Here is a 10,891-nt window from a genome sequence, read left to right on the forward strand (position 1 = left end):
CATGAGCCTAAGAGTAAGTCATGTGCTCGTAGTCGGACACGGGCACGTAGCCGATCGACTGGTAGACGGGCGCGACCCAAGAGCCGGCGCTTCGGTGCTTTCCGGCCCGAGGGCAGGCGCCGTGGTCCTGGGGACGGACGCCTCGGTGGTGCTCGCTCCGGGGCGGGCCGCATCGGTGGCGCCCGAGCCGGAAGAGGCCGGTGTCAGGGTTGGGGTCAGTCGGGCGAGGGTGGTGGCGACGAGGGAGAGCAGGGACTCGGCCAGCTCGAAAGCCGTGTCCCCGCCCCGCGCCGCCATCAGGAACCGCCGATGGGCGAGGTCGAGGCGGGCGTCCACGTACAGGGTCGGCCGGCCCGGCGGGCCCTCCCCCGCGAGCGTGTGCCACAGCTCCGGGGTCAGGGACACCGAGGTGCACACGTCGCCGCCCGCCGGATGGGCGAAGTGCTCCTCCTCGCCGGGCACCCCGAGGTAGGCCATCGTCGGGTCGATCACGGCGGCCCGGCCGTCCGCCTTGCGCCGGAACAGGCCGCGGCGCACCAGCACCAGGCGGTGCGCGGAGCCCAGCTCCGCCGCCGACCACCCGCGATGGTCGTCGGCGCAGGTCACGGCATCGAGGTGGAACCCGTCCCCGGCAGCGAGACGCACAGCTGAACGCACCTGCGGAACGTTACGCCGCGGGTACGACATTCTCCTGCGGCACTAGCGGCCGCCGATGCCGATCGTGTTGGCGACCGCCGTCACCACGCAGAACCCGAACGGGCCGCTCGCGTCATGCATGGTGACCTGCCCCGTGGCGACCCCGGCGGCGGACAGGTGGCCGGTGGCCTCGACCCCGATCAGCTCTGCGGACGGGAGCCGGGCGAGCGTCAGCGTGTAGTCGGCGTTGATGAAGCGCAGCCCCTCCACCCCGGAGTTGCTCAGCGGGCTGGCGAAGTCGGCGGCCAGCGCCGCGCGTACGAACGGCGTCAAAGGCTCCTCGTCCACCAGCGGATACGACTCCCGCATCCACACCCGCCCCGGCCCGGGCGCCGCCCACTCGGTCACCCGCCACAGGTCGAACGGCGGCTTCCACGTGGCCTGCCCGTCCACCGGCGGCTCGGAGGGCGCGGGCGTGTCCCACGGGGGCGTGACGAACGTCTGCTCCCCCTCCGGCTGCTCCCCCTGCCGCAGCAGCACCGCGCCGGCCCGCCCGATCACCCCCTGCTCGGTGATGATCACCGCGTCGGCCACGAGGATCCTGCGCCCGGCCCTGACCAGCGAGGTCTCCACCGTGACCGGCACCATCGGGCTGTTGCGGAACAGGTCGACCGTCAGGCGGGCGAAGTGCAGCCCCGGCTGGGCGTAGCGGCGCTCGATGGCGCGGGCGGCGAGCCCGCCGAGCAGGCGGCCGTGGAGCATGTCGGGGGACCAGGGACCTCGGGCGTGCGGCGCGGGGACCAGCTCGCCCTTCTTCTGGGTGAAGAACGCTGACACAGAATCAGATTCTAGAGGAGAGCAGCCGTTCACCGAGAGCGCGCAGGTGTTCCTTCAGCTCCAGGGGCTCCAGCACCTCGAAGTCCACGTCCAGGAAGGCCACCACCATGGCCATCATGCGCAGGTCGTCGCCGCGCAGGGTGAGCAGGCAGGTGTGCTCGTCCACCGGCTCGACGGCGCCCGCCGTCCGGCCCTCGATCCGCTCGGCGGGCGCGCGCAGCAGGAAGCGGCTCTCGTACGGCCACATCTCGTGCGCCAGGCGGTGCTGCACCCAGGCGGCCACGTCGGGGGCGGGCGGCTCGCGTGGCATGAAGCGCGGGCCGTTCGGGATCCGCAGGCGCATCCGGTCGGCCCGGTACGTGCGCCAGTCGCCGCGGTCGGCGTCCCAGCCGACCAGGTACCAGCGGTTGCCCTTGGTGACGAGGCTGTGCGGCTCGGCCCTCCTGAGCGCGCTCTCGCCCCGGTGGCCGGTGTAGTCGAAGCGGAGCTGCTCGTGGTCGCGGCAGGCGGCGGCCACGCCGGTGAGCACGTCCGGGTCCACGGTGGGGCCCGCGCGATCGATGCGTACGGTGTGCCGCTGCAGCGTGTTGACCCGCTGCCGCAGGCGGGCGGGCAGGACCTGTTCGAGCTTGGCCAGCGCGCGCAGGGAGGTCTCCTCGATGCCGGTCACGGTGCCGTTCGCGGCGGTGCGCAGGCCGACCGCGACCGCCACGGCCTCCTCGTCGTCGAGCAGCAGGGGTGGCAGCTGCGCGCCCGCGCCCAGCCGGTAGCCGCCGGAGACGCCGGGCGTCGAATGGACCGGGTAGCCGAGGCTGCGCAGCCGGTCGACGTCGCGGCGCATCGTCCGGGGGGCGACGCCGAGCCGCTCCGCCAGGTCGGCGCCGGGCCACTCGCGCCGGGCCTGCAGGAGGGCCAGCAGGCGCAGCAATCTCGCCGAGGTGTCCAACACGGACACCATTGTGGCCCGAATCTGGCCGCAATGGCTCCTAGCGTTGCGGGCATGGACGAATTCGTCATCGACATATCCCAGGACCGGCTCGACGACCTGCGTGAGCGGCTGGAGCGCACCCGCCGGCCCGACGCCCTCGACGGGGTCGGCTGGTCGTACGGGGTGCCGCCCGAAGCGGTGGGCGAGCTGGCGGCGTACTGGCTCGACGGCTACTCCTGGCGCGCGCACGAGGCCAGGCTCAACGCGTTCCCGCAGTACACGACCGTGATCGACGGGCAGCGCGTGCACTTCGCGCACGTGCGCTCGCCCCGGCCCGACGCGCTGCCGCTGCTGCTGACGCACGGCTGGCCCAGCACGTTCGCGGACTTCTCGCGCGTCGCCGGGCCGCTCAGCCGGGACTTCCACCTGGTCATCCCGTCCATCCCGGGGTTCGCGTTCTCGGGCCCCACGACGGAGCCGGGCTGGGGCGTGCGGCGGGTCGCCGCCGCCTGGGTGGAGCTGATGGCGCGGCTCGGCTACGAGCGCTACGGCACGCAGGGCGGCGACTTCGGCGCCCTGGTCTCCCCCGCCGTCGCGCGACTGGCCCCCGAACGGGTGGTCGGCGTGCACGTGAACGCGCTCACCGCGTTCGTCACCGACGACATGTCGGGCCTGACCGAGGCCGAGACGGAGCGGGCCCGGGGCGTCGAACGGTGGCGGAAGGAGTTCTCCGGGTACGCCGCCATCCAGGGCACCAGGCCGCAGACGCTCGCGTACGCCCTGGCGGACTCGCCGGCCGGGCTGCTCGGCTGGACCCTCGACGCGTTCGCCTCCTGGGGGCGGGACGTGGGCGGGGTGCCCGCCGACGACGTCCTCACCGACGTCTCCATCCTCTGGCTCACCGGCACCGCCGGATCCTCCACCCGCATCTACCGGGAGAGCGGCGGCGACTGGGCGGCGCCGGACGCGCCGGGCAAGACCCCGACGGGCGTGGCGGTCTTCCCCGGCGACAGCACGGTCCGGCGGTACGCCGAGCAGGCGCACAACGTGGTGCACTGGTCGGAGTTCGCGACGGGCGGCCACTACGCCGCTCTGGAGGCCCCCGACCTGCTGGCCGCCGACATCAAAACCTTCTTCGCAGGGCTGTGAACGCCCCCGGAGGTCAGTGGAACTGCGGGACGATCAGGTAGATGCCGTACAGCACGACCGCGGCGCAGGCGGTGAAGCACAGGACGGCCGCGGCCAGGCCGCCAGCGCCGGTGCCGGTCCCCCGCTCCTGCGCCGACTGACGGGCCGACTGACGGGCCGCGAGCGCCAGCGCGCCGAGCGAGAAGACCGCGACGACGACCACGCTGACGGCCAGGCTGATGACGAAGACCCGTCCGAGGGCGTCCCATTTGATGTCCATCGGCGTCCGCCCTTCAGACCGGGGCGGGCACGTCGTTGACGTTGCCCGCGTGAACGGGTTCGCGGCGGCCGGCCGCGTACAGGCCGACCGTCGCCGCGATCGCCACCAGCGCGGTGACGGCGACGCCGAGGGTGCCGGTGGTGGCCACGGCCGCCACGACCGCGCCCACCGCGGCGGCGGACGGCAGGGTCAGCAGCCAGGCCAGCGCCATCCGGCCCGCCACGCTCCAGCGCACCTTGGCCAGCCGGCGGCCCAGCCCGGTGCCGAGGATCGCGCCGGACACCACCTGCGTGGTCGACAGCGCGAACCCCAGGTGCGAGGAGGCGAGGATGACCGTGGTGGCGCTCGCCTCGGCGGCGAAGCCCTGCGGCGACTCGATCTCGGTGAGCCCCTTGCCCATGGTGCGGATGATCCGCCAGCCCCCGAGGTACGTGCCCAGCCCGATGGCCAGCCCGGCGGTGGCGATCACCCACAGCGGCGGGTTCGAGCCGGAGGCCAGCGCCCCGGACGAGATCAGCGTGAGCGTGATGACGCCCATGGTCTTCTGGGCGTCGTTGGTGCCGTGCGCCAGCGACACCAGCGAGGCCGAGACGATCTGCCCGAACCGGAACGTGCCCGTCACCGACTCGTGCCGGGCCCTGGCGGTGAGCGAGTACGCCAGGAAGGTGGCGGTCATCGCGACGAACCCGGCGATCAGCGGCGAGGCCACCGCCGGGATGAGGATCTTCTGCACCACCGTGCCGAAGTTCACACCCTGGATGCCGGCGCCCACCCACACCGCGCCGATGAGCCCTCCGAACAGCGCGTGCGAGGAGCTGGACGGCAGCCCCAGGAGCCAGGTGAGCAGGTTCCACAGGATCGCGCCGATCAGCCCGGCGAACACCATCGGCGGGGTCACCAGGGTGTCGTCCACGATCCCGCCCGAGATCGTCCTGGCCACCTCGACCGACAGGAACGCGCCCACCACGTTCAGCACGCCCGAGATCGCCACCGCCACCCGCGGCCGCAGCGCGCCTGTCGCGATCGAGGTGGCCATCGCGTTGGCCGTGTCGTGGAAGCCGTTCGTGAAGTCGAACACCAGCGCCGTGATGATCACCACGACGACCAGGAACGTCACATGCTCCATGAGGGTTTCCCCATCGTCTCGACGTCACCAGGACGGTAGACCGGGGCGATGAACCGGCCGTGAACTCCTGTCGGCCATCATGCCTACCCACGGCGCCGCCAAATACCGGCCAAGGAGGGTTACGAAGTGGTTCATGGTTAATTAGCCGATTAGGACAGATGTCCGGCCATCATCCAGACGTGCGCATCGTTCGGTTAGCGAACTTCGTCACTCCCACGTCGGGCGGGCTGCGTACCGCCCTGCATGAGCTCGGCGCCGGCTACGCGGCGGCGGGACACGAGCCCGTCCTGGTCGTCCCCGGCGCGGCGGCCCGCGACGAGCGGACCCCGGCCGGACGGGTCGTCACCCTGCCGGGCCCGGTGGTCCCGGGTCTCGGCGGCTACCGGGTCATCGCCGCCCGCGGCACGCTGAGACGCCTCCTGGAGGAGCTGGCACCCGACCGGATCGAGGTGTCGGACCGCACCACCCTGCGCTGGCTCGGCCCCTGGGCCAGGGCCGCGGGCGTCCGCTCGGTCATGGTCTCGCACGAGAGCCTGTCGGCGTTGCTGCGCCTGTACGGTCCCCTCGGCCGGCTGGCCGACCCCGTCAACCGCGCCACCGCGGCCCGGTTCGACACCGTGGTGTGCACGACCGCCTGGGCCGCGGCCGAGTTCGCCAGGCTGGGCGTGCCGAACCTGGTCCGGGTGCCGCTCGGGGTGGATCTCGCCACGTTCTCTCCCGAGCGCTTCGACCCCGGCCTGCGCTCCCGCCTGGCCGCGCGGGGCGAGGCGCTGCTGGTGCACTGCGGCCGCCTGTCTCCCGAGAAGCGGCCCGACCGCTCCATCCGCGCCCTCGCCGAGCTGCGCCGCAGGGGTGTCCCGGCCGTCCTGGTGGTGGCCGGCGACGGGCCGCTGCGGCCCAGGCCGGCGGCACCCCGGTCGTGGCCACGCGCGACAGCGCCCTGCCCGAGGTCATCGGCCCGGCGGGGGCGGCGGTGGCCGACGATCCGGCGGCCTACGCCGGCGCGATCGAGGAGCTGCTGTCCGACCCCGCGCGCCGGGAGCGGGCCCGGGCCAGGGCCGAGCGGTACGGCTGGCCCGCCGCGGTCCGGGGCTTCCTGGACGCGCACGGCCTGATCGGCACGCCCGCGAGGCCGCGATGACGCGGATGGTCTCCCTGGGCGACTCGGTCACGGTCGGACTGGGCGATCCGGTGCCGGGGCGCGGCTGGGCCGGGCTCCTGGCCGAGGCGCTGGCGCCCGCCGAGCTGAGCAACCTCGCCGTCTGCGGCGCCCGCGTCGGCGACGTCGTACGCGACCAGCTCCCCCGGGCGCTGGCCCTGCGCCCGTCCCTCGCCACCGTGCTCGTCGGCGTGAACGACACCCTGCGCGGCGACTTCGCCCCCCACCAGATCCACGCGGACCTGGAACGCCTGATCACCCGGCTGCGCGCGGACCAGGTCACCGTACTCACCGCCACGCTGCCCGACCCCGGCCTCATGCTGCGGATCCCGGAGCTGCTGCGCCGCCCCCTCGCCCGGCGCGTCCACGTGGTCAACACGATCGTGACCGGCCTCGCGCACCGCCACGGAACCATCCACCTCGACCTCGCCCGGCAACCCGCCCTGTACGAGCGGCGCATGTGGGGCGCCGACCGCCTGCACCCCAGCGAACGCGGGCACCGCCACCTGGCCCGGCTCTTCGCCGCCGAACTGCGCGAGCGCGGCGTCCCCGCGCGGCTGCCGGACCCGGAGCCCGCGAACGCCGAGCCCACCGCCTGGGCCAGCGCCTTCTGGCTGGCCACCGCGGGCACCGCCTGGCTGGTCCGGCGGTCCCGCGACTTCCTGCCCGCCTTCGCGAGGCTCGTCGCCCAGGAGATCTGGCACGAGAAATTCGCCGTACGGGCGACTGCCGGTGAACCGGACGTCGCCCCCAACCGGGATGAAACATCACATGAGGGTCGCCATTGTGGCCGAGTCGTTCCTGCCCCAGGTCAACGGGGTCACCAACTCGGTCTGCCGCGTTCTTGACCACCTGGCCGCCACCGGGCACGACGCCATGGTGGTCGCCCCGGCCCCCGCTCCCCCGTCCTACGCGGGTTTCCCGGTCCACCCGGTCCGCAGCCTCGCCCTGCCGTTCTACCGAACCGTCACGGTGGGCCTGCCCGGCATGCGCCTGTCCCGTACGCTCGCCGGCTTCAAGCCCGACGTCGTCCATCTCGCCTCCCCCGCCCTGCTGGGCGCGGCCGGGATGGCCGCCGCCCGGCGGCTCGGCCTGCCCACCGTGGCCGTGTTCCAGACCGATCTGGCCGGATTCGCCCGCCAGTACGGCGTCCGCGGCGACCCGGTCATCTGGTCGTGGCTGCGGCGGGTGCACCGGCACGCCACCCGTACCCTCGCCCCCTCCACGCCGACCCTGCGCGAGCTGGCCGGCCACGGCATACCCCGCCTGTCGTTGTGGGGCCGCGGCGTCGACCTCGACCTGTTCCATCCCCGGCAGCGCAGCGAGGAGCTGCGCCGCCGGCTCGCCCCGGACGGCCGGACCATCGTCGGATACGCCGGTCGCCTGGCCGCCGAGAAACAGCCTCAGCTGCTCGCCGCGCTCGCCGACGTCCCCGGGGTGCGGCTGGCCGTCGTGGGGACGGGCCCCATGGAGCGGCGGCTGCGCGGGCTGCTGCCCGGGGCGGAGTTCTTCGGCCTGCGCACCGGCCCCGACCTGGCCCGTGTCCTCGCCTCCCTGGACGTGTTCGTCCACACCGGCAGCAACGAGACCTTCTGCCAGGCCGTCCAGGAGGCCCTCGCCTCCGGCGTGCCGGTCGCCGCCCCGGCCGCGGGCGGCCCCCTCGACCTGGTCCGGCCGGGGGCCAACGGCCTGCTCTACGCCGGCGGCGACCCGTCGGCGCTGCGCGCGGCCGTCGCCGCCCTCGCCGGGGACCCCGATCGCCGCGCCCGCATGGCCCGGCAGGCCAGGGAGTCGGTCCGCGACCGCGACTGGGCCTCCGTGTGCGAGGAGCTGGTCGGCCACTATCACGGCGTCATGATGGGCGAGCCGGCCTCTCCGGGCCCGGCTGGATTTCGGCGGCGCGCCGCCGTAGGCTCCCCCAATGCGCGATCTAGGTGAGGACCCCCGGCCCGTCCGGGGCGCGGTACGCGAGATCCACTCCCTCGGCGACTCGGCCACCCTGTCCTACTCCCCCGACCTCGACGGCCTGGCCGACCCGGGGGAGATCGTCTGGGCCTGGGTTCCTTACGAGGAGGACCCGTCCCGCGGCAAGGACCGCCCCCTGCTGGTCGTGGGCCGGACCGGGCGCCGGCTCCTCGGCGTGATGCTCTCCAGCAAGGGCGACGACGGGCCCGACTGGGTGGAGCTCGGCGCCTGGGGCCGGGACGAGCGGGTGTCGTACGTACGGCTGGACCGGGTGTTCGTGCTGGACGAGGACGACATCCGGCGCGAGGGCGCGGTGCTCGACGGCGACCGCTTCGCGCGGGTGGCGGCCCGGCTCATGAAGACCTACGGCTGGGACGCCGGCCGGTAGCCCCCGTCACAGCGCGTCAGCCCAGGAAACCCGCCTGGCCGAGCCGGTCGAGATACCGGTCCGTCCACGAACCGCTCGGCGGGCCGGGCGGGGCCCCGGCGAACCTGTGGCCGCCCGTGGCGTAGACGTGCATCTCGGCCGGGTGGCCGGCGGCGTGCCAGGCCGCGTACAGCGCGAGGGGATGAGTTCCATGGCGGTGCCAGCTCTCGGATGAGGATCAGGAGCGGACGGGGGTGACGGTTCCCGCGTCGCCGTCGACGACGACCCGCCGGCCGTCGGCAAGGCGCCCGGTGGCCGCGCCGGTGCCGAGGACGGCCGGGATGCCGTATTCGCGGGCAACGATGGAGCTGTGGCTGAGCGGGCCTCCGACGTCGGTGACCACGGCGGAGGCGAGCGCGAACAGCGAGGTCCACGCGGGGGTGGTGATCCTCGCGACCAGGACGTCACCCGGGCGCATCCGGTCGAACTCGTCGGGGCCGTGGATGATCCGCGCGGGCGCGGTCACCCGTCCCGGGCTGCCGGGCACGCCCTTGACGACGTCGGAGGAGCCGTCGTCGCGGTGCCCGGGCAGGAGCCGGGAGAAGTCGATGCCGAGCAGCTTCGTGCCGCCGTCGGCCGGGAGCGCGTGCGGCGGCGCGATCGCCTTCTGCGCCCGCCACGTGGCCCGCCGCTCCGCCACGACGGCACGCGAGTCGGCCGGGGAGCCCCGCCCGGAGTCCAGCACGCCCACGGCGGTTTCCAGCTCGTCCAGCCGCAGCCAGAACACGTCGTCCTGATCGGCCAGGGCCCCGGCGGCGACGAGGCGGCGGCGAGCTCGACGATGCGCTCCTGCAGGCCGTACGCCGCGACGAAGCGGCAGTAGGCGGCCGTCGTCACGTGGAAGCCCGGGGGCACGGGCAGCCCGGCCCCGGCCAGGCGGGCCGGCGAGGCGCCCTTGCCGCCGGCCCGGTCCAGGTCGGCGCGGTCGTCGTCCAGCGTCAGGACGAGTAAGTCGTCCTTCATGATCCCTCTCCTTCTTCCTCCACGTCTTCTGGGCCCAGCTCGGTGGCGAGCTCGGCGCGTACCTGTCTCAGGCCGCCGACCAGCACCGCCTTGCCCTTCTCGAGGTCTCCGCCGTCCGCGGGGGCCAGAGCGCGATCGAGCAGGTCCGCGAGCGCCTCCAGCAGCTCGTCCGACGTCGGCTGATCGGGGTCCTGCGAGCCCGCCCGGTCGGCCGCGAACGTGCGCCGCAGGGCCGGGGTGAGGGCGTCGAGGATGTACGCCACCGCGCGGGTGTCCACGTCGTGCCGCACGGTGCCCGCCTGCTTCATCACTCGAGGAACTCGCGCATGCCGAAGGTGCGGGGCAGCCGTTCGAAGAGGTTGCCGGGCTTGCGCAGGTACTTGCCGAAGACCTCCGGATCCCGCGCGGCGATGGCGGCGGTCAGGGGGCGCTCCTTCAGCACGCCGCGACGCGGCGGCGGTGGTGGTCGTAGTCACCCGATGAAACGGCGAGCAGGCCGCAGCCGCCGCTCATGCGCGCGGCCCCGCTGACGGGCGAACCTCCGAGCCGATCATGCATGCGGCCCCACTGATGGGCGCGCCGCCGGGCCGATCACGCGCACAAGGGGCACCCGCCTGCTGCGACGCCTTCGGAGGGCGGTGCGCACTGCGGCGCGGTGGGGTTACCTGGTGGAGGCGCGTGCCACCAGATCGGGCTGGAAGATCACCTGGCGGTGCTCGTGGCCGACCGGCCGGTTGGCCTCCTCCAGCAGCATCACGGCCGCCGTGTGGCCGAGCTGCTCGCGCGGCTGCCGGATGGACGACAGCGGCACGGCGGCCGCCGCGGCGAAGTCGATGTCGTCGTACCCGAGGATGGCCAGGTCGTCCGGGACCCGCAGCCCGCGCTGCGTCATCTCCTGCAGCACCCCGATGGCCACCAGGTCGTTGGCGCAGAAGACCGCGGTGGGACGCTCGGACGGCGGCCGGGTGGCGATCTCCTCGCCGGCCAGCCGCCCGGTGGCGATGGTGAGGTCGGGCAGGGGGATGACGGTCAGCCGATCGTCCGGCGAGAGCACGGCGGACAGCCCCTCGTGCCGCTCCCGCACCTGGCGGACGGTGAACGGCCCGCCGGCGAAGGCGATGTGGCGGTGCCCCCGCTCCCGTAGGTGCCGACCGGCCAGCCGCCCGCCGAGCACGTCGTCGACCGCGACCGCGCAGCCGTGGCTGTGCGGGGCCGAGCTGTCGAAGCGCACCACCGGGATGCCGCGCGAGACGAGCCGGCGCAGCCGCTCCTCCTCGGCGCTGTCGTTGACCGGCGTGATCAGCACGCCCAGCGGACGCTGCTCCTCGAACGTCTCCAGCAGCCCCGCCTCGCGGCCGGCGTCCTTGTTGCTGTTGAAAGCAACCCGCAGATTTCCGGACTTATTCGGACAATTCAGGTAATCTCATTTGCTCTCAGGCGTC

At 73.9% G+C, this 10,891-nt stretch carries 14 protein-coding genes and 1 pseudogene; 5 read left to right on the forward strand and 10 right to left on the reverse strand.

Going from position 1 to position 10,891, the window contains the following annotated elements; all coding sequences use genetic code 11:
- Positions 1–18: 18 nt before the first annotated feature.
- Genes ACWEPL_RS63920 through ACWEPL_RS63930 form a run of 3 tightly spaced genes read right to left on the reverse strand, consistent with a single transcriptional unit; the run spans position 19 to position 2,422 of the window.
- Positions 19–657 (reverse strand): hypothetical protein, encoded by a 639-nt coding sequence (locus ACWEPL_RS63920; RefSeq protein WP_452442708.1) that lies wholly within the window; start codon positions 655–657, stop codon positions 19–21.
- Positions 658–699: 42 nt separating this feature from the next.
- Positions 700–1,473 (reverse strand): acyl-CoA thioesterase domain-containing protein, encoded by a 774-nt coding sequence (locus ACWEPL_RS63925; RefSeq protein ID WP_363968865.1) that lies wholly within the window; start codon positions 1,471–1,473, stop codon positions 700–702.
- 4 nt (positions 1,474–1,477) lie between these two features.
- On the reverse strand, positions 1,478–2,422 hold the full coding sequence (locus tag ACWEPL_RS63930; protein ID WP_452442711.1) for a helix-turn-helix transcriptional regulator: 945 nt from the start codon (positions 2,420–2,422) through the stop codon (positions 1,478–1,480).
- A gap of 51 nt (positions 2,423–2,473) precedes the next feature.
- Between ACWEPL_RS63930 and ACWEPL_RS63935 the strand changes: the two genes are divergently transcribed.
- Entirely contained in the window at positions 2,474–3,550 is a 1,077-nt protein-coding gene (locus tag ACWEPL_RS63935; protein ID WP_363968868.1) for an epoxide hydrolase family protein, read from the forward strand.
- Between the two features lie 13 nt (positions 3,551–3,563).
- On the opposite strand, the gene ACWEPL_RS63940 is transcribed toward ACWEPL_RS63935, so the two are convergent.
- The gene (locus ACWEPL_RS63940; protein ID WP_452442713.1) at positions 3,564–3,809 is read right to left on the reverse strand and encodes a hypothetical protein; all 246 of its coding nucleotides are present in this window, start codon (positions 3,807–3,809) and stop codon (positions 3,564–3,566) included.
- Between the two features lie 13 nt (positions 3,810–3,822).
- The gene (locus tag ACWEPL_RS63945) at positions 3,823–4,935 is read right to left on the reverse strand and encodes an anion permease (protein ID WP_452442715.1); all 1,113 of its coding nucleotides are present in this window, start codon (positions 4,933–4,935) and stop codon (positions 3,823–3,825) included.
- A 179-nt stretch (positions 4,936–5,114) separates the two neighbouring features.
- Here ACWEPL_RS63945 and ACWEPL_RS63950 point away from each other — a divergent pair, with 179 nt between their 5' ends.
- The 4 genes from ACWEPL_RS63950 to ACWEPL_RS63965 are packed head-to-tail and all read left to right on the forward strand — an operon-like array spanning position 5,115 to position 8,447.
- Positions 5,115–6,050, forward strand: coding sequence for a glycosyltransferase (locus tag ACWEPL_RS63950; protein ID WP_452442717.1), 936 nt, complete (start codon positions 5,115–5,117; stop codon positions 6,048–6,050).
- Between the two features lie 22 nt (positions 6,051–6,072).
- Positions 6,073–6,942: an SGNH/GDSL hydrolase family protein gene (locus tag ACWEPL_RS63955; RefSeq protein ID WP_363968876.1), complete on the forward strand. Its 870-nt coding sequence runs from the start codon at positions 6,073–6,075 to the stop codon at positions 6,940–6,942.
- On the forward strand, positions 6,866–8,032 hold the full coding sequence (locus ACWEPL_RS63960) for a glycosyltransferase family 4 protein (RefSeq protein WP_452442719.1): 1,167 nt from the start codon (positions 6,866–6,868) through the stop codon (positions 8,030–8,032). Before ACWEPL_RS63955 ends, ACWEPL_RS63960 begins: the two co-directional genes overlap by 77 nt.
- The gene (locus ACWEPL_RS63965) at positions 8,016–8,447 is read left to right on the forward strand and encodes a type II toxin-antitoxin system PemK/MazF family toxin (RefSeq protein ID WP_350734816.1); all 432 of its coding nucleotides are present in this window, start codon (positions 8,016–8,018) and stop codon (positions 8,445–8,447) included. The genes ACWEPL_RS63960 and ACWEPL_RS63965 overlap by 17 nt, the downstream gene beginning before the upstream one ends.
- Positions 8,448–8,664: 217 nt before the next feature.
- Here ACWEPL_RS63965 and ACWEPL_RS63970 read toward each other — a convergent pair whose 3' ends face one another.
- From ACWEPL_RS63970 to ACWEPL_RS63990, 5 genes and pseudogenes are all read right to left on the reverse strand, one after another.
- The gene (locus ACWEPL_RS63970) at positions 8,665–9,213 is read right to left on the reverse strand and encodes a PEP-utilizing enzyme (protein ID WP_452442721.1); all 549 of its coding nucleotides are present in this window, start codon (positions 9,211–9,213) and stop codon (positions 8,665–8,667) included.
- 50 nt (positions 9,214–9,263) lie between these two features.
- Positions 9,264–9,449: pseudogene (locus ACWEPL_RS63975) on the reverse strand (PEP/pyruvate-binding domain-containing protein); the annotation flags it as partial.
- Positions 9,446–9,757 carry a hypothetical protein gene (locus ACWEPL_RS63980; protein WP_452442723.1) on the reverse strand — a complete coding sequence of 104 codons (312 nt, stop codon included), beginning with the start codon at positions 9,755–9,757 and terminating at the stop codon, positions 9,446–9,448. The gene ACWEPL_RS63980 and the pseudogene ACWEPL_RS63975, both read right to left, overlap by 4 nt.
- Positions 9,757–9,891, reverse strand: a complete 135-nt coding sequence (locus tag ACWEPL_RS63985) for a hypothetical protein (RefSeq protein WP_363968886.1) — start codon at positions 9,889–9,891, stop codon at positions 9,757–9,759. Before ACWEPL_RS63985 ends, ACWEPL_RS63980 begins: the two co-directional genes overlap by 1 nt.
- 219 nt (positions 9,892–10,110) lie before the next feature.
- A complete protein-coding gene (locus tag ACWEPL_RS63990) occupies positions 10,111–10,866 on the reverse strand; it encodes a substrate-binding domain-containing protein (protein WP_452442725.1) in 756 nt (251 codons plus the stop codon).
- Between the last annotated feature and the right edge of the window lie 25 nt (positions 10,867–10,891).

It is taken from the genome of Nonomuraea sp. NPDC004186 (genome assembly GCF_053603495.1).